A 21,197-nucleotide genomic window follows, 5' to 3' on the forward strand; every position below is an offset into this window, starting at 1 on the left:
GCGCATTCCGTTGGTGTATCGCATGCTGTTCCCCCGAGTCCGAGTTGGCCGCAGCGCGGCTCGTCGCCCCTGCTGCATCGTGACGGCTGGGTCGCAGAGTGAAGGAGGCCGGGTGAAGGCGGGTGGCTGTGTCGCGATGGTGTTCCTGGTGCCGCTCTTCGCGTCGGCGTTGCAGCCGACTGAGGAGCATCGCGTTCCGCGCGGCTGGTAGGGCCCTGATCATTCGCGGGAAGGGGGCGTCGCACGTCCGGCGCGCAAGGAGCGAAGGCCGGGGAGGCGTGAGCGGCGTGGTTGATCGGGACAGGCCGCGACAACGGTACGCCGAGGTGGTGGCGGAGCTGGTCGAGGACAGGTACGACCAGATGGTCCGCTGCGCGGGCAGTCGGCTGTGCACCCGCGGCGTGCCGCGGTCGTTGGCGGAAATGACCGACCAGCGCCGTGAGGGCGTCTCGCACAGGTGCACTCGATCCTGGCGTCGATCCAGGACGACGCCGAGCGGTCAAAATGGTCGACTGCCTGCCGGCCGACGACGTGACCGGGATGCGTAGGGGCACGAGAACCTGGCCAGTAAGCGGGTCGGTCACGGCCGGACCGGACGGCCTCTCATCCCAAGCCCGTGGTGTCGGCTGCTGTCCCTGCGAGCACATCGCCGCGGTGGGGCGGGAAGACCACGGCCTTCCTGCCCCACCGCCCACAGCTCTGCGTCGGGTCACCCTGTCACTGGATCGTCCAGGCCTGGTTGGACTGGTTCAGAGGCATGAACTGGTCGATGGTGGCTCCGTTCGCGGTCGAGCTGTTGCTCACCTCCAGGATCTGCTTGCTCTCGAAGTTGCGGATCAGGTATCCGCCAGTGGTCGGCTCGAAGTACCACAGCTGGTTGTTGCTGCCGTTGTAGGTGCTCTGCTGCAGCGCGGTGCTCCTCCAGTGGCTGGCCCAGCCGAAGTCGAGGACCTTGCCGCTGTTCCTGTTCACGATCTTGTTGAGCTGCCCGCTGACCGGAACGATGGTCCACTGCTGGTTGGCGGACCCAGCGTTCGGCCACTGGATGACGCTCGCGCCGTCGGCGGTGGACGCGCCGTTGACGTCCATCACCAGGCCGCTGTTGACGTTCTTGATCGAGTAGTAGGTCGACGGGTTGGTGTTCGGCGTGCCGGTCGAGTCCTCCAGGGCCCCGCCCGCCCGCTGCACAGAGAAGTCCGTGATGAAGAAGTAGGCCCCGTCGGTCTTGGCGACGCGGACGTAGCGGAAGGCCTGGCGGACGTTGATGTCACCGGAGAGGGTGGCCGCGAGCGGCAGGGTGCTGGTCTGGCGTCCCACGACGGTGTACGTGGCGAAGGACGGGTCGTTGGACACCCGGACCTCGAAGTTGCCCCGGGTCGAGGACTGGTCCAGGTCCTGGCGCGTGGTCAGGGAGAACTGTCCGAGTTGGTAGGCCTGCCCCAGGTCGACCTGCCACCAGGCCGAGGTGTCGCTGCCGGTCGGTGACCAGCCGGTCGTACCGTTGTTGTCGACGGCGCTGGAGGGCGGGGTGTTCGAACCGAAGACCGACGACGCGGACGCCGGCTTGTTGTAGGCGAGGTTGAGCTTCGCCGCCAGCCCCTGGTAGGCGGACTCGAGACCGGAGGCCTTGATGACCGAGTCACCGGACGTCGTGTTGTTGGTGAGGGTGACGTTGGAGCCGTTGGCGTTCTGGTTGACGAGACCGTCCGTCTGCGACAGCACGTTGTTCGAGAGGGTCATGTTGTTCGACCCCTCGTCCGTGTAGAGGCCGGCCACGGCATTGCCGCAGGCGGTCGGCGTTCTCAGCACGTCGTGGACGTAGTTGCCGTTGATGACGGTGCCCGGGTCGTTGGAGAGGTGGTAGATGGCGGCGGAGTCGCAGAGCCGGTTCATCACGTTACCGATCCGGTTGTAGCTGATGCTGTTGTTGCCTTCGGCGTTGGCCGCCGACTGCCAGCCCCAGCCCAGCGAGATCCCGGCCCATGGAGCGTCGGAGATGTCGTTGTGGTCGATGGTGGTGCTGTTGACGAAGCCCGCGTCGATGCCCGCGGTTCCAGGGTAGTCCTCGCCGATCTGGGTGATCAGGTTGTCCTTCACCGTGACGTTCTTGACCACCTCCCGGGCGTCCTCACCTGCTGGTGAGGTGGGCGGGTTGTAGACGGTGTGCATCTCCACGGTCGGGTCGGAGAACTTGCCGACCATGATCCCGTTGCCGGCGATGTCGTAGATGAGGTTGCCGGTCACGGTGCTGTCGTGCACGCCGTGGGACAGATCGAGGGCCGTGGCCCCCATCTGCGTGAAGGTGTTGCCGGTGAAGGAGACACGGTCGGCGTCCGCTGCCTGGACCCCGGCCGGCGGGCGGCCCACGTACTGGTGGTTGGAGGTGTCGGCGGAGATGTTGTAGTTGCCGCCCTGGCCGTTGAGGTAGCCGTTGTCGGTCGCTTCCATCCAGGTGGTCCCGGTGAAGGTGATCCCGGAGAAGCGCAGGTCGTGGACGGGACTGTCGAGGCTGGTGCCCTTGATGTCGAAGAGCGTCTTGATCGTGGGCGCCTGCACGGAGGCCGTGGACATGTCCTCGCCGGGGCGGGGCTTGTAGTAGACGGTCTGCGCGGCCGTGTCGACGTAGAACTCGCCCGGTTCGTTGAGGAACTCGTGGGCGTTCTCGAAGTGCAGGGGGGAGCCGTCGGAGAGCTGGGGCCAAGGGCGTGGGAAGAGGATGCCCGCCTCGTGGTCCTGGACGGACACGTTGGCGATGCCGTTGGCGGAGCTGAACGACTTCAGCCGCAGGTAGCTCTCGCCCCACTGCGTTTCCAGCATCATCTCGACCTGGTTGAGGTGATCCCAGTTGGAAACCTGAGAGCTGAGTACCTTGAGCAGCTTGTTGGGCTTGTCGCTGCCCTGGAGCTGGAAGTCCGTGCCGACGTCGGGGAAGCGGGCCCGGGTGGCGCGGACCCCGTTGACGTACAGCTGCCGGAAGTTGAGGCTGCCCACGGACGCCTTGTACTCGCCGTTGGTCGCCGCGGTCCACCCGGTGATCGCCTTGCCACCGGTGATGACGGGCGTCTCCCCGTTGTAGGCCTGGTAGGTGACCGTGTGGCCGTTCGTGCCCGAGTCGCTGGTGCCGAAAGTGATGGGGGCGGTGAGGGAGTAGGTGCCGCCGCGCAGGTTCACGACGATGTCGTCGCTCATGTTCGCGTTGACGGCGCGGACCGCGGCCTGGGCGGCCTGTACGGTCTTGAACGCTGTGGCAGTGCTGGTTCCCGAATTGCTGTCGCTGCCGTTGGCCGGGTCGACGTAGAAGTTCATCGTCGCCGCGTAGGCAGGTTGGGCGGGCAGTACGGCTGCGAAGACGACAGCCGCCGCGGCGAGTGCCGTCGCTGCGCCCGCTCCTCTGCGTAGGGGTCTCATCTGTGGTGTGTCCCTCCTCGGAACCCCCGCTACTTATGAGTGGTATTTATCGGGGTCGAAGGGTGCTCTGGTCAAGATGATAGGCATATTTATTTTTCCTCTGGCGTAACATCGCCGACATCGAGGATCATCGGCTTTCGCCCTGTGATGACTTGGTCTGACCAGATAATGGGGCGGTCGTGAGCTGCGAGAGACCGTGACGGCGACCTGCCTGGTGTGGCCCACTGGGCGGCCTGGTCTCAAGAAATGAGTAGTACTTATGTAGGGGATCTGTCATCGGTGCTCACCGGTCGCGAAGGTGCTGCCCGGGCGGGTTGAGGTGGCCGGTGGCGTCGTGTTCGAGCCTCTGTGGCACGCGACGACGTCCAAGTGCTCCCGAGATACCGACCAGTACGGCCCATGAGCCTCGTGGTGGTGCTCGATCGCGGACGGACGCAAACGCAGGGAGACGGTGGCGGGGGAGCCGTACGGGCGGCGGTCGAGCTGCAGACCGACGTGCGGGTGGAGAAGCAGGTGCCGGGGGTGTCGGTGCGGAAGCGGTCGGTGACATCGTGGCCGGTGCGGACGGCGGACTGGGTGGCCGGCGGGGCGCCGTCCATGTTGTCGCGCAGGGCGATGCCGTGCCAGTGGACGGAGGCGGTGGTCCGGTCCGGGAGCTGGTTGGACAGTGTGGCGGCGATTCGGTGACGGGCCGTGACGCGCCACTCCTTGCCGGGGGTCCGGCCAGCGATGGCTCACGTCTTGGCCGTGATGCCCGCCCGTCCTGCTCGGCCAGGCTGGTTGCCTCGGCGATCGATGCCGCCGACGCCCCTCCCCGCATGGCCGCCGCCGCTCCCCATCTCCGCGGCGTAGCGCCGACGTCCGCTTCGAGAACGTTCGGCCGCACCCCGAGCTCACATTGATTGCGCTGGTCAGAACGGGTTGCTGATCAATTTCGCGCTGACGACAGTGGTGCTCGCTCGGTCCGTGCCGGAAGCGGACGAGCGACGGGAGTCCTCGGCGGTGCCTATCCCCCTCACTGCCGAGGGCTCCCCCCATCACTTGCCTCTGGTCCGCGGACCCCCGTCGGCCACTTTCCCCAGGGAGCTGTATTCATGGACCGCGCACAGAGCGCATCCAAGCCCGCCAAGCGCCTCGGCCGTGCCGCCGCGGCGGTCGCCGCCCTCGCCTTCGGCGCGTCACTCCTCGGCGCCCCGCAGGCCATGGCCCAGGACACGCCCAGCACCGGTCAGCTGCTCGGTGCCTGCAGCTGGGCAGACCTCTGCGAGTTCCACCCGCAGAGCTACTGGACGTACGCGGGACCCAGCCACCAGGTCGGCAGCGTGGCCTTCAACTGTGGCAGCCAGGTCAACCAGCACCGCATCGACTGGTCGGACACGACGACCACCACCAACTCCGTCGGCGTCTCGGTCAGCGCCGAGATGAAGTTCTTCGAGGTCTTCGAGGCCGGCGTCACCGCAAGCTACGGCCACTCATGGCAGGCGTCGCACACCGACAGCGAGGGCGACACCGTCAACATCCCGCCGGGTTCCAAGGGCTGGGTCGAACGCGGTGCTCCCAAGCAGCAGGCCACCGGCTGGTACGAGATCCACTTCTCCAGCCGCTACTACGGTCACTACGTCTGGTACGTCAACAACTACCAGTCGTCCGGGTTCAACGTGGACAGCCCCCGATCGGGCACCGTCAACCTCAAGGACACACCGATGAGCCAGGCCGAGCGAAACCAGCACTGCCGCTGACCTGGCGCCAGGTCCGGCACGCGGCTCCGTGCGTGCAACCACGCGCAGGGCCGCGTGCCCCCTGCCTCCGCTTCCTCCAGAACATCTCCTTGTTCCTCCGCCGACGGAAGTTGTCCTCAGATGTCCCGATGTCCGCGCCTGCGCCCTGCCGCCCTGGCTGCCTTCTCCCTTCTGCTTCTCACCGGTTGCGGCAGCACGGTGTCGAGCGGTACGACGGCGTCGTCCGCCGACCACCAGGGTCCGCTGGTGATCGGCAGTGACACGTCCGCGGAGAGCCGGATCGTGGCCGCGCTCTACGGGGAGCTTCTGACCGCTGCCGGAGAGCAGGTCCGCCCGGCGCCCGCTCCCTACCCGAGCGCCGCCGACAGCGCACGGGCCGTGGTGAAGGGCGAGATCGGCCTCGTCCCCGCCTACGAGACCACCCTGTTGCGGGCGATGCCCGGCGGGGGAAAGCGTCCCGGCGACATGGCCGCGACGCTCAGCATGGCCCTACCGCCGGGCGTCGTGGCGCTCGGGCCGGCCCGGGCGGAGCGCGACGTGGTCCTGGCCGTCAGCAAGGCTCTGGCCCGGAGCCACGGCGTGCGCGGTCTGCCCGACCTGCGGCGCGCGGGCAGCCGTCTCACCCTGGGTGGCCCCGCCGTCGGCGACCCGGACGCGCCGCGGCCTGCCGCACTCACGAAGGCGTACGGCGTCACCTTCACCGCGCTGCCGGGGTCCGGTACCCCGGACGTCATGGTCCTGCACGCCGCGGATCCCGTGATCGCCCGGCGTCACCTCGTGGTGCTGTCCGATCCCAAGGGTGTCATGCCGCCCGAACACGTCGTCCCGCTCGCCGACGCCGCAGCCGTGGACCTGCCCGCCAGGAAGGCGCTCGCCCACCTCGGCGCCCGGCTGACCACCACCGAGCTGGCCGCCCTCACGGCCCGCGTCGAGAACGGTGGCGCACCCGCCGCAGTGGCCGGAGCCTGGCTGCGCTCCCACGGGCCCTTCACCTGAGCCCCTCCCTGCCCCGCTTCGAACCACCCCAGCGACACAACAGAAAGCGACACTCTCCATGCGCACTCTCCTCAACAAGGTCACCGTGGCCGCGCTCGCGCTGGGCGCCCTGTGCGTCGGGCTGGCCCTGCCCGCCACCGCCAGCGCCGACGAGGTCAACAGCGTGCAACTACAGGTCTGCAACAACAACCCGCGGCCGATGAGGTTCTTCGTCGTCGGCTACAACCAGTTCCACGACTGGACCGGCTCGCGCTTCTGGGACGTCCAGGCGAACTCCTGCGCCACGGCCTGGAGCTACTGGTGGCAGACCGACCGCTCAGTCGAATTCCACTTCGAGCGCTCCAACATCGGCTGGCACACGAACTTCGTGTACGTGCCTCGCCAGTCAGACGGCGGCACCTGGACGTACTCGGCCAACTGACGGCTGGACCAGCTGGGCCAGCCATGGCTTTCCCTGTCCGCAGGCCCTCGGCGTGCGCCTCGCCGCGGGTACCGCGGGCCTGCTGGCCGAGCTCGTGGTGCCCGTGCTGGGAACGCTCGCGGCCCGGGGTCTCGTGCTGTACTTCCCGAGCGCCATCACCGCGCACCTGCTGTGGCCGCGCTCACGAGCGGCGTTCATGTCCCGGTGACATCGTGTGCCAGAGACTGCGCGCACCAGATGGTCTTGCCCTGCGAGGTGTGCCGGGTGCCCCACCCCTGGGTGAGCTGGGCGACGAGCAGCAGGCCCCGTCCGCCCTCGTCGAAGGCGCGCGCCCGGCGCAGGTGCGGTGCGGTGTTGCTGGCGTCCGAGACCTCGCAGATCAGGGCGGTGTCGCGAATGAGCCGGAGTCCGATCGGGGGCTCGCCGTATCTGATGGCGTTGGTGACCAGCTCGCTGACCACGAGTTCGGTGACGAAGGCCGTCTCCTCCAGGCCCCAGGCCGCCAGCTGGTCGAGAGCGAACTGCCTGGCGCGCGACACCTGAGTGAAGTCCGGCTCGACGTCCCAGTCGGCGACGTGCTGGGGATCCAGGGCGTGGGTGCGCGCGAGCAGTACCGCGGCGTCGTCGGTGCGGTGCCTTGGGAGCATGGCCTCCATCACCGTTTCGCACAGGGCGTCCAGCGAGGACGCCGTGTGGTCCAGTACCCCCAGCAGTTCGGCGACACCCCGGTCGACGTCGCGCTCGCGGTTTTCCACCAGCCCGTCGGTGTAGAGAGCGAGCAGACTGCCTTCGGGCAGTTCGAGCTCGCTCGACTCGAACGGCAGGCCGCCGATCCCGAGCGGCGGTCCGGGCTGTGCGGCCACCGGGGTCCTGGTGCCGTCCGGGGCGATCACCAACGGCAGCGGATGGCCGGCGCTCGCCAGGGTGAGGCGGCGCGAGACCGGGTCGTAGACGGTGTACAGGCAGGTCGCCCCGGTCTCGCCGGTCGTGTGGAAGTGACTGCTGGGCTGGAGGTCGCTGGCGAGGTGGAGGACCAAGTCGTCGAGGTGGGTCAGCAACTCGTCCGGCGGCAGGTCGACATCGGCGAGCGTGCGCACCGCCATGCGAAGCCGGCCCATGCTGGCCGACGCGTGCAGACCGTGGCCGACGACGTCGCCGACGATCAGCGCGACCCGGGCGCCGGACAGAGGGATGACGTCGAACCAGTCGCCCCCCACCTCCGCGTCGGTGTCGGCGGGCAGGTAGCGCGAGGCCACCTCGACGGCGTCCTGCTGGGGCAACTGCTGGGGCAGCAGGGTGCGTTGCAGGGTCAGCGCGGTGGTGCGTTCGCGTGAGTACCGGCGTGCGTTGTCGATGGCGACGGCCGCTTTGGCGGTGAGTTCCTCGGCGAGGATCAGGTCGTCGGCGGTGAAGGCCTCGGGCCGCTCGGTGCGGGAGAAGGTGACGACGCCCAGCAGCGCGCCACGGGCCCGCAGCGGGACGGTGATGCGGCCGGTCAGTCCTTCCGCCGTGATCGACTTGTCGATCACCGGGTTCCCCGGCGGCCAGTGGGCCGGGTCGGCGGCGAGTCCCGGGCCGAAGGCCCATTCGCTGCCCATACCGGGGTCGTCGGCGAGTTCGACGGTGGACCTTCCCATGGCCATGCAGGTGGCGGCCAAGGAAGTGGCGGCATGCGTGACCGGCATCGCGGGCCCGGTCGGCCGTTTGGTGTCCTCCGTGGTGCTGTGCCGGGCCGCACGGCTGAGCGTGAGGGACGCGCCGCGTTCGATCGTCGTCCCGCCCCGCAACGTACCGACGAAGTCCAGAGGATGGCCGTCCGCCGCCAGCTGGTTCCACAACGGACTCCAGTAGCCGTTGCCCGTACTGCTCCCCACGCCCACGTGATCGAGTCGCCCAACGGCATGACTCGCAAAGGCGTGTTGGGGGCGGCGGAGGCGGGGGTCACACCTGACACCGTCGCCCCGAGCGCGGCGGCGACAAGGGAGACGAGTAACATCCGGGGCTTCATCACGCAGCCTCCTCTTCTACGAGTGATTACCGAACACGGTCGACGTGCGGCAGGGCTTCCTCGAGGCGGTCGGCGCAGGTCGGACGAGGGCTTCTCCCGCTCGTCCCACGCGCGGACCGCCCGTCCACGCGTGGGACCGACCGCCCGCCGCGCCCCGCCGCGCCGCCGGGCGGAGAAGGGTGGGTCTCCGAAACCGCCGGATGTCTCGGAACCTCCGTGGGCGCATGCTCTGCGCCGCCGAAGCACCCCCGCACGTCAGGCAGAGAAGAGTTTTTGGCTCGAAGGCAACCTTTGCGCTGCTGGTGACCACAAGGAGTCGGATCCGGTCAGTTCCGGTGCCGTGATCCGTTTTCCTCTGTGAACGGTATGCAAGGAGAGCACCTCCCCATGAAGAACACCACGCACGGTGGGCGCCGCGGGCGTCACCGCCGTCGCTGGACTGTCACCGCTGTGCTGCTCGGCGCGCCCCTCGCCGTCGTGCCGTATCTCCTTTTCGTACAGGAGGACTCGCAGGCCGCGACGGTCGACGGCAGTGCCTACTACGAGCTGGTCTCCGTGCGCAGCGGCAAGGTGCTGGACGTCAACGGCTTCTCCACCGCCGAGGGCACCCGTATCCAGCAGTGGACCGACCAGAACACCGCCAACCAGCAGTGGAAGCTGAAGTCCACCGGGGACGGCTACTACGAACTGGTGAACCGCAACAGCGGCAAGGTCCTGGGCACGACGGGCAACTCGACCGCCCAGGGGGCCGCCGCCGAGCAGCAGACCGACAGTTCCTCCACCTCCCAGGAATGGAAGATCAGCGAGGTGAGCGGTTCCGACGCCGTCACCTTCACCTCCCGCAGGAGCGGCCAGGTTCTGGACGTCTCCGGAGGCTCCACGGCCAACGGCGCGGCAGTCATCCAGTATCCGAGCCGGGGCAGCACCAACCAGCAGTGGAAGCTGGTCAAGACGGCCGACCCGTTGGCCGGTGGCGCCGGCAGCGCGGACGCCAAGCCCGCGTCTGGACCGTATGTGTGGAAGAACGCCCAGGTGGTCGGCGGCGGTTACGTCACCGGACTGGTGTTCAACCAGAAGGAGAAGGGTCTGCTGTACGCGCGTACAGACATGGGCGGCGCCTACCGCTGGGACACCGGGGCCGAGCAGTGGATCCCGCTGACCGACTGGATCGGCGAGAAGGACTGGAACCTGCTGGGCATCGACTCGCTGGCCACCGACCCCGTCGACCCCAACCGGCTCTACCTCGGTACGGGCACCTACACCAACGACTGGGCGGGCAACGGCGCGATCCTGCGCTCGACCGACCAGGGCCGCACCTTCCAGCGCACCGACCTGCCGTTCAAGCTGGGCGGCAACGAGGACGGCCGCGGAGCGGGCGAACGGCTCGTGGTCGACCCCGCGAACCACGGCACTCTGCTCCTTGGCACCCGCAAGAACGGTCTGTGGCGCAGCACCGACTACGGCGTGACATGGAGTCAGGTCTCCTCGTTCCCCGTCAAGGACGGGGCGGGCAGCGGCGGGGGCGTCTCCTTCGTGACCTACGGCCCGGCCGGCAGCAAGACGGTCTACGTCGGTGTCGCCGACAAGTCCACCTCCCTCTACCGCTCCACCGACGGCGGCAGCACCTGGCAGGCCGTCCCCGGCCGGCCCACCGGTCAGATGCCGCAGCACGGCGTGGTCTCCGGCGACGGCTCGCTGTACCTGACGTACACCGACGCCCTCGGACCCAACGGCGTGACGGCGGGTTCGGTGTGGAAGTACACGCCGGCCGGCGGGGCGTGGAAGAACGTCTCGCCGTCCAACGGCGGTTACGGGTTCTCCGGTCTGGCCGTCGATCCGCAGAAGCCGTCCACGGTGATGGTCACCACGCTCGACCGCTGGTGGCCCCAGGACGAGCTCTACCGCACCACTGACGGCGGTACGACGTGGAAGGCACTGGCCGACAAGTCGGTGCGGGACGCCTCCGCCGCTCCGTACATCGGCACCGGCATAGGCCACTGGATGACTGCCCTGGCCATCGATCCCTTCGACTCCGGGCACGTGCTGTACGGCACCGGCAACGGCATCTGGCGCAGCAAGGACGCAGGCGCCTCCGACAGCGGCGGCACCAGCCACTGGACGCCGGGGGCCGTGGGCCTGGAGGAGACCTCGCTTGCGGACGCCATCGCCCCGCCCGGCGGTGCCACCCTCATCACCTCCATGGGCGACCAAGGCGGTTTCCGGTACGCCGGCTCCCTGACCGAGGAGCCCGCCGGGCGGCTGAAGAACCCGCTGATGAGCAGTAGCACCGACATCGATTTCGCCCAGTCCAACCCCTCGATGATGGTCCGTGTCGGCCGTGGCGGCGAGCAGGACGGCGCCTACTCCACCGACGGCGGCAGCAGCTGGAACGGCTTCAAGGCGGAGCCGGTCAGCAGCTCCCAGATGGGCCATGTCGCGCTTGCGGCGGACGGCTCCGCCATCGTGTGGACCGAGGACGGTCAGGTACCGTACCGCTCGACCGACAAGGGCTCGAGCTGGTCGAAGGTCAGCGGCCTGGGCACCGACGCCGAGGTCATCGCCGACCGCTCCTCGGGCGGTACCTTCTACTCCCTGTCCCACGGCACCCTCTACGCCAGCACCGACGGCGGCGCGACCTTCACCGCCCGGGCCGGCAACCTGCCCTCCGGCCGGCTCACGGCCGTCCCCGGCATCGCTGGGGACCTGTGGATCGCCGGCGGTGACAAGGGGTTGCTGCACTCCACCGACGGCGGCCGCACCTTCACCACCCTCACCACGGTGAAGTCCGCCTCCGCTCTCGGCTTCGGAAAGGCTGCACCGGGCGCCGATTACCAGGCTCTGTACCTGATCGGCACTGTCAAGGACGTCACCGGAGTCTTCCGCTCCACCGACAGGGGCGCCACCTGGCTCCGCGTCAACGACGACGCCCACCAGTGGGGCGCCGTCGGCAGCGTCGGCGTCATCACCGGCGACCCCGACACCTTCGGCCGCGTCTACATCGGCACCAACGGACGCGGTCTGCAGTACGGCGACCCGTCCTGACCCCGATGCTCGGGCGGGGGAGCAGGCACACCAGCCTGCGGCCCCGAGTATCCGCAGCGGCGTCGTAGTGCGTCGCCCAGGACCCGCAGTGAAAGTCCATGAAGCAAAAAACCCCGGCCGCCGTGCGGCCGGGGTTTCTTCGAGGCGGTGTGTGTCGGTCAGCAGGTGGAGCGCCCACCCGCACCCGATCACGAGCACGGTCGCGATCACTGGGGTCGGGGTAGGCCGCCCGGGAGCATTCCAGGGTGGTGGTGGACGCGTCGGGCGTCACGTTCGCGCACTCCACGGTTCTGACGCTGTTGTTGCGTGGGCACAGGGCGACGGAACTGTGGTCGGCCGTGCCGACGCCGCAGGTGCTGCGCGTGCTGGAACTCGTAGATCGGGGCGCGCGGCCTGCACGGCCGGATCGCGCACAAGGCGAGACGCCGATCCAGGCGAGCCAGAGGTGGTACGTGAAGCGCACCCACGCCTGGCAGAACGCCTCCCACCGCCTCGCCCGCTGCTACGAGCGCCGGGCCATCGTCAGCGACGCCGTTTTCGCCCTCGCCGACGCTGTCATCACCGTACGTAGCCTGATCCGCCAGGCATCGACGACCCATCGCTGGGGCAGCCGTCCGGGACCCCGCCCGTGCCTGGTCACCAGTCACCAGGGCGCGGGCGTTCCGTCCCAGGAGAAGAAGCCACCGGTGGGGCCGTCGTCCGGCAGCAGGGCCAGGCGGAGGGCACCGTGGGCGGCCTCGGCCGGGTCGCCGCCGGCAGCGGCGGCCCGGGGGTTGAGATCGGTGCCCCGCAGGCCGGGGGCGAGCGCGTTGACCTTGAAGCCGTCCTCGGCCAGCGTCTGGGCGTAGAAGACGGTGAGGGCGTTGAGGGCGGCCTTGGACGACCGGTAGGCGGCACCATTGCCGCTTCCCGGGGGGAATTGGGGGTTGGGGTTCGTGCTCCAGGTCAGCGATGCGGTGCCACTGGAGATGTTGACGATGCGCGGGTGTGGGGACCGGCGCAGGGCGGGCAGGAAGGCATTGGTCACCGCCGCCACCCCGAATACGTTGGTCTCGTAGGTGCGCCGGTATTCCTCGACGAGGGTGTCGGTCGGCAAGGCGAGTGATGGTGAGATGCCGGCGTTGTTGACCAGCACGTCCAGGCGGTCCACTTGAGCAGCGGCTTGTGCGATGCCGTCGGAATCCGTCACGTCGAGGACCAGCAGCCGGGCGCCGGCACCGATCTCCTCGACGGCACGCTGTCCGCGCCTCAGGTCGCGGGAGCCCACGTACACGGTGAGGCCCTCGGCCGCGAGCAGCCGGGCGATGTGCTTGCCGATGCCCTTGTTGGCACCGGTTACCAAAGCTGTGCGATCGTTCATGGAAACTACGCTCCCCTGGCGGCGGGCGTCCTGCCAGGGACAACCTGTACCAGGCAAGCGGCCGGAGGTGGCATGGCGCGGCAGGAACTGGCCCGCTTCCTGCGGGACCGCCGAGCGGGCCTGCGCCCGCGCGAGATCGGCCTGACGACGACGGGCACCGCCCGCCGTACACCGGGCCTGCGCCGCGAAGAGGTCGCGGACCTCGCCCACATGTCGGTCGACTACTACACGCGGCTGGAGCAGGCCCGGGGACCGCGGCCATCGCCCCGGATCCTGGACGCGCTGGCCCAGGCCCTGCGGCTCACTCCGGCCGAGCGCAGCCACCTCTTCGGCCTGGCGGGATCGCACCCGCCGCCCGGCAGCAACGCCGTGCGGCGGGTGCGCCCGCACGTGGCCCGGATGCTGGAGCGGTTGCCGGAGACCGGTGCCATCGTCACTGACGCTGCGTACGGCGTCGTCGCCTGGAACCCCCTGGCCAAGGCGTTGCTCGGCGGCGACCTCGCGCGCGGTACGACGAACCTGGCCAGGCGCCGCTTCCTGGGCCAGGGACGGATGTATGAGAGCTCCAGCGCCGAGGAGTTCGGGCACATCGTGGTGGCGCGGCTTCGCCGGGCCGCCGACCGCTACCCGCACGACCCACAGGTGACCGCCCTGCTGACCGAACTGCACGCCGGCAGCGAGGAGTTCCGGCACATCTGGCAGACACGTCCGGTTCACGCTCCTGGGCACCGCACCAAGACCCTGGGCCACCCGGAAATCGGCACGCTGCGGTTGAACTGCGACGTCCTGCTCGTGCCCGAGGACGACCAGGAAGTCGTCCTGATCACGGCCGACCCCGGATCACCTGCCGCGAGGACCCTGCACAGGCTGGCCAGGCACGCGACCTGAAACGAAAGAACCGGAAAGTTCCCTCTCCAGCGGTCACAAACCGTCGCAGCTGCATGCTCACGGGGGCCTGCGCCCACCTTGATGCTGAGGCTTTCCACGCCGCCCGTCCGTGCGAGCTCTCATGCGTTGGCGTCGCGGAGCGTGCGCAGAATGCGCTCAAGGTGGCGGCGGTCCTCGGCTGAGAGTGGTCCGGCGAGGTGGTTGCGCAGGTGGGAGACGTGGGCGGTCAGTGCGTGGTCGAGCGCCTGACCGCCCTTGTCGGTCAGTACGGCGAGTGCGGCTCGTCGGTCGGCGGGATCGGGGTCGCGGCGGATGAGTCCCTCCTTCTCCATGCGGTCGGCGAGCCGCGTGAAGCCGCCCGAGCTGAAGGACACGGCCTCTGCCAGGTCCGTCATGCGGAGCTGGTGGCCGGGGGTGCGGCCCAGTCGCAGCAGCACTTCGAACCAGGTCTGCGGTATGTCGAGATCGCGGTTCACCAGGGGCTTGATACGGCTGTGGGCCTCCACGAAGAGACCGAAGAGTGTCACGTCGCCGTCGTTCAGCAGTTGTTCATTCACTCCTCAAGGATGACAGAAGGACAGACGTGGAAGAATCTGCCGTTGCAATAGTTGTTGTGACAGATATATTGTCTGCGTCGGCAGATGCTTCACCGTGTCCACCCCACAGATGTGGAGTCCACCCATGGGAAAGCGCGTCCTGGCCGCCTCCGGCGTCGTAGCACCTATGGACGGCGTCCTCGCGTCCGGCTTGTCTGCGGCGCCCGCTTCGGCGGACGCCGCCACCTCCTCCACCGCCGAGCGGACCGGCTCAAACGAGGAGACCCGGTTGCGGGCGCTGTACCGCCTGGCCGTGGCCCAAAGCGGTCGGCTCGTTGTCTTTGCCGGTGGTGGAGCGTCTGGGCAGGGCGACTATCCCAAGAACGTGTGCGCGAAGCCGCAAAGACATCTTCGGCTACGGCACCGTGCAGCCGTTCGGCCTCGGCCAGTTCATGAGCGACCGCGCTGCTCTCGACTGCTACAAGGCCCGCCTCAGCCTCTACATCGCGATGTGCGCGGCGCTGACTCGTCCGACCCCATGTCCTCAGCCACCACCCGATCGACCAGTTGGGCACTCAAGGCTGTACCCCTGCTCGACACGGGCTGCCCATCTCGATCCGGTTCACGTCGTACGCCTCGCCGCGAGGCGATCTCCGCGACCATCACCCTTCACCCGAGGAAGCACGCATGAGCACTCTCTCCTTCAAGGTCATCGATCTCGACTTCCCGGCCGGCAGCAAGAACAAGACCGCCACCCTCGTCACCGGCGAGAGCGAGGCCCTGCTGGTGGACGCCGCGTTCACCCGCGCCGACGGCCACCGCCTGGCCGCGGAGATCCTCGACTCCGGCAAGACGCTGACCACCGTCTTCGTCTCCCACGCCGACCCGGACTTCTACTTCGGCGCCGAAGTGATCGCGGACGCCTTCCCCGACGCGCTCTTCGTCGCCACCCCGCTCGTCATCGAGCACATCGCCCACTCCTACGAGGGCAAGCTCAAGGCATGGGCCGCGCTCGGCCCGAACCTGCCCACCCGCCTGGTCGACCTCACTCCGCTCACCGGCGACCTCACCCTGGAGGGCCACACTTTCCAGCTCAAGGGCGGCCCGGCCGGCCTCCCGGACCGCCACTACCTGTGGCAGGCCGAGCACCGCGCGCTGCTCGGCGGTGTGCTGCTCTTCCAGCAGGAGCACGTCTGGGTCGCCGACACCCCCACCCCCGGCGACCGCGCCGCCTGGATCGACCTGCTCGACGAAATGGCCGCCCTCCAGCCCGAGTTGGTCGTCCCCGGCCACCGCCTCCCCGGCACCGCCGCCGACGCGAGCGCCATCACCGCCACCCGCGCCTACCTGATCGCCTTCGAGGAGGAGCTCGGCAAGGCCGCCGACGGCGCCGCGCTGAACGACGCCCTCGTCAAGCGCTTCCCGGACAACGGCATGCTGATCGCCGCCCAGATCGGCTCGAAGGTCGCCAAGGGCGAGATGAAGTGGGGCTGACCATGACCGAGTCCCACGGGTTCGCGACCTCCACCGCTCCCGCCGACGTCGTACGGCGCCAGTACCTGGCCTCCGCCGCCGGAGACCTGGACGCCCTGTGCGCCACCCTCGCCCCCGACGTGGAGTGGACGGAGATGGCCGGCTTCCCGCTGGCCGGCACCTACCGCACGCCCGAGGGCGTCACCGCCAACGTCATGGAGCAGCTCGGCAAGGAGTGGGAGGGCTGGGCCGCGCACGACGACACCTACGTCGTCGACGGCGAGAACGTCGTCGTCCTGGCCCGCTACACGGCGACCAACAAGGCCACCGGCAAGCCGATCGACGTCCGCGTCGCCCACCACTTCGTCGTCCGCGGCGGACTCATCGTCCGCTTCGAACAGTTCGTCGACACGGCGCTCGTCCGTGACGCCATGACCAACTGAAACCCAGCACTCGAAAGTCAGGAGAAACCAGTGTCCGCTGCCGACAACAAGGCGCTTGTCATCGCGTTCTACGAGCAGGCGTTCAACGACTACCAGCCCGAGGCGGCCGCCGCCGCGCACCTCGGCGAGAGCTACACCCAGCACAACCCCGAGGCGCAGGACAGCCCGGGTGCCTTCGTCGGCTATGTGCACTGGCTGCGCGGGCAGTTCCCCGACCTGCGCCTGGACATCAAGCGCACGATCGCCGAAGGGGACTTGGTGGTCACCCACAGCAACCTGCATCTCAAGCCCGGCGACCGGGGCATGGCCGTCGCGGACTTCTGGCGCGTCGCCGACGGAAAGATCGTCGAGCACTGGGACGTGATCCAGGAAGTCCCCGAGAAGAGCGCCAACGACAACACCATGTTCTGACCCCACAGCAGCAGTACGGCACCCGTGCCGTAGCCGGGCGCCGTACTGCTGCTGTGGTCCAGCCGCACCACACGGACAACCGAACAGAACAGAACTGACAGAGAGGCTCCCCCCACCATGACCAGCCTTCCCAGCCGACGCCGCATGCTTGCCACCGGAGCGGGCGCCGCTCTCGGTCTCGGTGTCACCGCTGCCTCCGTCACCCCCGCTCAGGCCGCCACCGGCCAAGCCTCCGCGGGCCGCGTGGCGACGGGCGGCGCCGAGGAGAAGCGGACTCTTGACGAGCTCTACCAGGCAGCCCTCGCGGAGGGCGGCAAGCTCGTGCTCTACGCCGGCGGCGATGTCTCCAGCCAGGCGGACGGGATCCGCAACGGCTTCAAGAGCCAGTTCCCCGGCATCGACCTGACGGTGGTCGTCGACTACAGCAAGTACCACGACGTCCGCGTCGACAACCAGTTCGCCACCGACACCCTCATACCCGACGTCGTCCAGCTCCAGACCGTGCAGGACTTCGTGCGCTGGAAGGAGCAGGGCCGCCTGCTCGCCTACAAGCCGGCCGGTTTCTCCAAGCTCTACGCCCCCTTCAAGGACCCGCACGGCGCGTGGGTCGCCGTCCAGGTCAGTGCCTTCAGCTACATGTACGGTCCCGCCGCGGTCGGCTCCGACATCCCCAGCGGTCCCCTCGACCTGGCCGACGCCCGCTGGAAGGGGAAGATCGCCTCCTCCTACCCGCACGACGACGACGCGGTCCTCTACCTCTACACCCTCTACGTGGAGAAGTACGGCTGGGACTGGCTGGCCCGACTGGCCACCCAGGACCTTCAGTTCGCCCGCGGCAGCTTCACCCCGAGCGCGGCCGTCACCAGCGGTCAGAAGGCCATCGGCATCGGCGGCTCCGGCGCGCCGCTGTCCACCGGGCCGGTCAAGTGGGTGCTGCCCAAGGAGGCGCCGTTCATGTCCTGGGGACAGCGGGCCGCGATCCTCAAGCAGGCCAAGAACCCCACCGCCGCCAAGCTGTACCTGAACTGGCGGCTCTCCGTCGAGCAGCAGAAGGCCGCCACCAACGGCTGGTCGGTCCGCACCGATGTCACCCCGCCGACCGGGCTCAAGCCCGTCTGGGAGTACCCCAACGGCAACCTCGACGGCTTCCCCAAGTTCATGGCAGACCGCGCGGCGATCGAGCGCTGGAAGCAGACCTTCGCCCTGTACTTCGGTGAGGTCAAGGGCGACCCGAGTCCCGGCTGGCTCGGACTGCACCCCGGAGCCTGACGACCGACCAGCGCCGCCGGCCCTGCACTCCCCGTGCGAGGGGCCGGCGGCCCGGTATCTCCTGGCCGTCATACAGGCGACGGACAGACTCAGCGACTCCGGCCCTGTCGACGCTCCTCCCCAGTGGCGAGTTCGTCGGCGGATCGTCGTTGGCAGTGACAGCGTCGGGCTGTGGCCTGACGGTATCTGCGCCAGTTGGACCAGTGTGCAGCAGCTGGCTGCGGTTGTGTGGCTTTCCCACCCGGGCCGCCGCTCTCCCACCCGCATTGCCGCCTCGCTCGACGGACCGGCCGGCGGCGCCACCGCATCCACTCACCGCAGGCGCATCGCCGACCCGACGACCGCCAGGCTCTCCTCCCGGAGGCACGGGCAACGCTGCGCGCGGCAGGCCGTGCTTCGAGAGGACGCCAGGTCGGCATGGCGGATCTTGGGCGTGTCCAGCCGAGTGTCTGCATCATCAGCCCGAAGGCGTGTTCCAGGTGAAGCGGCGGAGGAACGCATGCCACCAGCGGTCGACATCTGTGCTGGTGGCGCCAGGGGCCGAGCACCACAGCGACAGGGGTTTCGGGTCGCGGTCGCCCGGCAGCCGTCCGACCTTCAGACGGATCAACGTGCCGTGCAGGAGAGGCAGTTCATCCTTCACGTGTTCCAGTCAGGGGCCGCCGCGGGTGAGTCTGGGGGTGCATCCGGTCCCAGGCCATGGTCTCGGCGGTGCCATAGCGGGTGGTGTCCGTGGACGTTGTCGCTCAGCGGTGTGCCAGGTCTCGGGCCGGGCCAGGGCGAGGACACCGCCGTGCCGGCGCGGGCGCCCGCCTCTGGGGCCAAAACGGGCGGGTCAGTGTCGCGGAGCATGACGCGGTCGGAGCTCAGGCGCCCGAGCAGGATCACCGGCAGGTCCGCCGGCACGTGGGAGAGGTAGGCGACGTCGTAGCCGGAGTCCATCATGATCAGGATCTTGGGATCTCCTGGCTCCCACTGCCCCGTGTGGATCAACCGCTCTACAACGCCGTGGAGTTGGGCTGCTGTGACGACGGTCGCGTCGTCGATGGGCCCAAGGCGCACGGCGTCCAACAGCGCACACCAGGAGGTACGGCCCGTTTCCAGGGCAGCGACGAAGGAGTACGGCCAGCCCGGCACGAACTGGTCCCTACTGCGGGCGCCGCGTCCGTAGGCGTGGCAGAACAGCCGGTCGTCGCTGGTGGGGGCATCGGGGCGGAGCCGGTTGCCCACATCCACGGCCAGCACGACACGTCCGTCGGCCGCCTTCGGCAGCGGCAAGCCGGCCAGCGCGCAGCGCAACCGTGCCGGCTCCGCCCAGCCCCGTTCCAACCCCGCGTACAGGGTGCCGTGCCCATGCCGGTGCTCGACCGCCGGCGACAGCCCGACCAGCGTCTTCACCGGCCCGTCCGCACAAGCACCGCGTCCGTGAGCTCGAAGAGCGCATCCGCCCGGACGTAAAGGCACTCGGAGAACTCGACCCGAAAGCGGGACAACACGCTCGATGCCTCGCCTGCGGACCCAGGGACGGGAGACTCATACGCAGCGGCCGTTCTCTCGTGCTTCGTCACTCGACATCTCGAAGCGTGGAGAACGGCCGCCTCCGCTGTCCCTGGAAGCACCACAGATCAGAAGGTCGGGTAGCAGGCGAGGATAAAGGCCAAGCTCAGTACCAGACGGAGAACGTGGCGTCGGCTCTGCCGGTGGTGCTGGAGACCGGGTCGATGCGCAGCACGTAGTCGTAGTGCCGGATATAGCGGTCCGGGTAGTTGTGCGAGCGGAAGGACGACCAGGACGGGTCGGCGAGCCCGGCCGTCTTGTGGAAGGTGGCGTCCTGGGCGAATTTCGCGGTGCCGTCGTTGACGTCCAGTCGCAGCTGGAAGTAGGCGTGCCGCAGGTAGCGGGTCGGGTCGGTGACGGACTGGAAGGAGACGCCGGAGGAGTCGGCCAGCCCCGGCACCAACTTCCATTGCGAGTCGGTGTACGGGTCGAAGGGGTACGGGTCGATGCGACCGATGGAGTCGACCTGCCGCCAGTATCTGTCCGGGAAGTTGTAGGACTTCAGCCGGTTCCAGGCCGGCTTTCCCCACTTGGCGACCATGTTGTCGTACACCGTCTGGGGAATCTGCTTGATGTCGGCGTGCTTGGAGTTCAGCGGCTGGGTGTAGACGCGCCGGTCGGTGGCGGTCCAGGTGCCGGTGGAGAGGTCGCTGGTCTGCCAGGTGTAGAACAGCGCGTTGGCGTCGCCCCACAGGTACCACGTGCCGGCGGCCTGGGCGAGGATCGGGCCCTCGATGCCTCCCTGGGGCGCCAGGCCCGAGGTGAACTGGGTGAAGCTGCCGGGGTTGAGCGAGGTGGACTTCGCACCCGTGAGGCTGTTGTGGCCTTTGTAGTAGAGGTAGTTGACGCCGTTCACGTCCTTCGCCAGGGTGCCGTCGATGATGTCGTAGCCGGGGTCGAAGAAGACCTGCGGCGACGTCACGGTCTGGAAGTCCGTGGTGTAGTTGACCATGATCACGTTGTGGCCGCTGCTGTTCACGGCCGAGTAGATGATGGCGTACTGGCCGCGGGAGGGGTCCCAGAAGGCGTCGGGCGCCCAGGTGTGGGTGGCCATGTCGTGCAGTTTGAGCAGGCGGTAGTTGTCGAAGGAGCGCAGATCGGCGGAGTCCCAGACGTGGATGTACGGGCTCTTCCTGGTCCAGTCGGTGCCCTTCAGGTTGGTCGCCATGACGACGAAGGCGCCGTCCTGCTTGGGCAGGATGACGGGGTCGCGCAGACCGCCGTCGCCCGCGGTCGGGGTGACGACGGGGTTGTTCTGGTTCAGCGGCATCCACTGCAGTGCGTCGGTGCTGACGGCGAGGTGCAGGCCGTAGTCCGTACCGAGGTTGCTCGGTGACTGGGTGAAGTAGGCCATGACGAACGGGGAGGCCGTCGCGGCGCTCGCGGACTGGCTGCCGAGGGTCAGGGCGCCGGTCATGGACAGCGGCACGGCCGCGGCCATGCCGAGGAACAGCCGGCGCGACGGGAGGGGGGGTGCGCTCATCTGGTACCTCCGGGGCGTAGGAAGGTGCGGGCGGATGGGGAACCCGTGGGCGGCCCCGGCCGGGGGCGCCCCCGGGTTCGGTCCCACGTCAGTTCCAGGGGGTCGCGGTGGGCCAGCTGGTGTCCTGGGCCCACGACGTCGTGTTTTACCAGGTTTTTGTTCC

Annotated in this window: 14 protein-coding genes and 4 pseudogenes; 11 read left to right on the forward strand and 7 right to left on the reverse strand. The window is 68.8% G+C overall.

The window, feature by feature from the left end:
* Positions 1 to 717: 717 nt before the first annotated feature.
* Both ABZT06_RS03310 and ABZT06_RS03315 read right to left on the reverse strand, forming a co-directional pair.
* A complete protein-coding gene (locus ABZT06_RS03310) occupies positions 718 to 3,408 on the reverse strand; it encodes an RICIN domain-containing protein (RefSeq protein WP_355734002.1) in 2,691 nt (896 codons plus the stop codon).
* Between the two features lie 257 nt (positions 3,409 to 3,665).
* Entirely contained in the window at positions 3,666 to 4,139 is a 474-nt protein-coding gene (locus ABZT06_RS03315; protein WP_355734108.1) for a multicopper oxidase domain-containing protein, read from the reverse strand.
* Between the two features lie 363 nt (positions 4,140 to 4,502).
* Between ABZT06_RS03315 and ABZT06_RS03320 the strand changes: the two genes are divergently transcribed.
* The 4 genes and pseudogenes from ABZT06_RS03320 to ABZT06_RS03335 all read left to right on the forward strand — a co-directional run.
* Positions 4,503 to 5,147 carry a hypothetical protein gene (locus ABZT06_RS03320; protein WP_355734005.1) on the forward strand — a complete coding sequence of 215 codons (645 nt, stop codon included), beginning with the start codon at positions 4,503 to 4,505 and terminating at the stop codon, positions 5,145 to 5,147.
* Positions 5,148 to 5,267: 120 nt separating this feature from the next.
* Entirely contained in the window at positions 5,268 to 6,143 is an 876-nt protein-coding gene (locus ABZT06_RS03325; protein ID WP_355734007.1) for a glycine betaine ABC transporter substrate-binding protein, read from the forward strand.
* Positions 6,144 to 6,201: 58 nt separating this feature from the next.
* Complete coding sequence (locus ABZT06_RS03330) at positions 6,202 to 6,564, forward strand: hypothetical protein (protein ID WP_355734010.1); 363 nt, start codon at positions 6,202 to 6,204, stop codon at positions 6,562 to 6,564.
* A 46-nt stretch (positions 6,565 to 6,610) separates the two neighbouring features.
* Positions 6,611 to 6,733 (forward strand): annotated as a pseudogene (locus ABZT06_RS03335) (DoxX family protein); the annotation flags it as partial.
* 25 nt (positions 6,734 to 6,758) lie between these two features.
* On the opposite strand, the pseudogene ABZT06_RS03340 reads toward ABZT06_RS03335, so the two are convergent.
* Positions 6,759 to 8,318: pseudogene (locus tag ABZT06_RS03340) on the reverse strand (SpoIIE family protein phosphatase); the annotation flags it as partial.
* A gap of 641 nt (positions 8,319 to 8,959) precedes the next feature.
* Between ABZT06_RS03340 and ABZT06_RS03345 the strand changes: the two are divergent.
* Positions 8,960 to 11,614, forward strand: coding sequence for an RICIN domain-containing protein (locus ABZT06_RS03345; protein ID WP_355734013.1), 2,655 nt, complete (start codon positions 8,960 to 8,962; stop codon positions 11,612 to 11,614).
* A 407-nt stretch (positions 11,615 to 12,021) separates the two neighbouring features.
* Positions 12,022 to 12,243 (forward strand): annotated as a pseudogene (locus ABZT06_RS03350) (IS5/IS1182 family transposase); the annotation flags it as partial.
* 14 nt (positions 12,244 to 12,257) lie between these two features.
* Here ABZT06_RS03350 and ABZT06_RS03355 read toward each other — a convergent pair.
* Positions 12,258 to 12,974, reverse strand: coding sequence for an SDR family oxidoreductase (locus tag ABZT06_RS03355; RefSeq protein ID WP_355734016.1), 717 nt, complete (start codon positions 12,972 to 12,974; stop codon positions 12,258 to 12,260).
* A gap of 72 nt (positions 12,975 to 13,046) precedes the next feature.
* On the opposite strand from ABZT06_RS03355, the gene ABZT06_RS03360 reads away from it, so the two are divergent.
* Entirely contained in the window at positions 13,047 to 13,862 is an 816-nt protein-coding gene (locus tag ABZT06_RS03360; RefSeq protein ID WP_355734018.1) for a helix-turn-helix transcriptional regulator, read from the forward strand.
* Positions 13,863 to 13,981: 119 nt separating this feature from the next.
* Here the strand turns inward: ABZT06_RS03360 and ABZT06_RS03365 are convergent, their stop codons facing one another.
* Complete coding sequence (locus ABZT06_RS03365; RefSeq protein WP_355734021.1) at positions 13,982 to 14,419, reverse strand: MarR family transcriptional regulator; 438 nt, start codon at positions 14,417 to 14,419, stop codon at positions 13,982 to 13,984.
* Between the two features lie 666 nt (positions 14,420 to 15,085).
* On the opposite strand from ABZT06_RS03365, the gene ABZT06_RS03370 reads away from it, so the two are divergent.
* The 4 genes from ABZT06_RS03370 (at position 15,086) to ABZT06_RS03385 (ending at position 17,994) form a co-directional block, all read left to right on the forward strand.
* The gene (locus tag ABZT06_RS03370; RefSeq protein WP_355734024.1) at positions 15,086 to 15,892 is read left to right on the forward strand and encodes an MBL fold metallo-hydrolase; all 807 of its coding nucleotides are present in this window, start codon (positions 15,086 to 15,088) and stop codon (positions 15,890 to 15,892) included.
* Positions 15,893 to 15,894: 2 nt separating this feature from the next.
* Positions 15,895 to 16,314 carry a nuclear transport factor 2 family protein gene (locus ABZT06_RS03375; RefSeq protein ID WP_355734027.1) on the forward strand — a complete coding sequence of 140 codons (420 nt, stop codon included), beginning with the start codon at positions 15,895 to 15,897 and terminating at the stop codon, positions 16,312 to 16,314.
* A gap of 30 nt (positions 16,315 to 16,344) precedes the next feature.
* Positions 16,345 to 16,725, forward strand: a complete 381-nt coding sequence (locus ABZT06_RS03380) for a nuclear transport factor 2 family protein (RefSeq protein WP_355734029.1) — start codon at positions 16,345 to 16,347, stop codon at positions 16,723 to 16,725.
* Between the two features lie 117 nt (positions 16,726 to 16,842).
* Positions 16,843 to 17,994 (forward strand): ABC transporter substrate-binding protein, encoded by a 1,152-nt coding sequence (locus ABZT06_RS03385; protein ID WP_355734031.1) that lies wholly within the window; start codon positions 16,843 to 16,845, stop codon positions 17,992 to 17,994.
* Positions 17,995 to 18,422: 428 nt separating this feature from the next.
* Here ABZT06_RS03385 and ABZT06_RS03390 read toward each other — a convergent pair.
* Positions 18,423 to 19,490: pseudogene (locus ABZT06_RS03390) on the reverse strand (transposase); the annotation flags it as partial.
* 167 nt (positions 19,491 to 19,657) lie between these two features.
* Positions 19,658 to 21,034: a glycoside hydrolase family 43 protein gene (locus ABZT06_RS03395; protein ID WP_355734034.1), complete on the reverse strand. Its 1,377-nt coding sequence runs from the start codon at positions 21,032 to 21,034 to the stop codon at positions 19,658 to 19,660.
* Positions 21,035 to 21,197 lie beyond the last annotated feature (163 nt).

Origin of the sequence: Streptomyces sp. NPDC005483 (assembly GCF_040606035.1) — a bacterium.
Lineage (GTDB): Bacteria > Actinomycetota > Actinomycetes > Streptomycetales > Streptomycetaceae > Streptomyces.

Coding starts and splice junctions, on each gene's coding strand:
- ABZT06_RS03320 (WP_355734005.1), top strand. CDS start 4,503: ATGGACCGCGCACAGAGCGCATCCAAGCCCGCCAAGCGCCTCGGCCGT.
- ABZT06_RS03345 (WP_355734013.1), top strand. CDS start 8,960: ATGAAGAACACCACGCACGGTGGGCGCCGCGGGCGTCACCGCCGTCGC.
- ABZT06_RS03330 (WP_355734010.1), top strand. CDS start 6,202: ATGCGCACTCTCCTCAACAAGGTCACCGTGGCCGCGCTCGCGCTGGGC.
- ABZT06_RS03375 (WP_355734027.1), top strand. CDS start 15,895: ATGACCGAGTCCCACGGGTTCGCGACCTCCACCGCTCCCGCCGACGTC.
- ABZT06_RS03385 (WP_355734031.1), top strand. CDS start 16,843: ATGACCAGCCTTCCCAGCCGACGCCGCATGCTTGCCACCGGAGCGGGC.
- ABZT06_RS03370 (WP_355734024.1), top strand. CDS start 15,086: ATGAGCACTCTCTCCTTCAAGGTCATCGATCTCGACTTCCCGGCCGGC.
- ABZT06_RS03325 (WP_355734007.1), top strand. CDS start 5,268: ATGTCCCGATGTCCGCGCCTGCGCCCTGCCGCCCTGGCTGCCTTCTCC.
- ABZT06_RS03310 (WP_355734002.1), bottom strand. CDS start 3,408: ATGAGACCCCTACGCAGAGGAGCGGGCGCAGCGACGGCACTCGCCGCG.
- ABZT06_RS03395 (WP_355734034.1), bottom strand. CDS start 21,034: ATGAGCGCACCCCCCCTCCCGTCGCGCCGGCTGTTCCTCGGCATGGCC.
- ABZT06_RS03360 (WP_355734018.1), top strand. CDS start 13,047: ATGGCGCGGCAGGAACTGGCCCGCTTCCTGCGGGACCGCCGAGCGGGC.
- ABZT06_RS03355 (WP_355734016.1), bottom strand. CDS start 12,974: ATGAACGATCGCACAGCTTTGGTAACCGGTGCCAACAAGGGCATCGGC.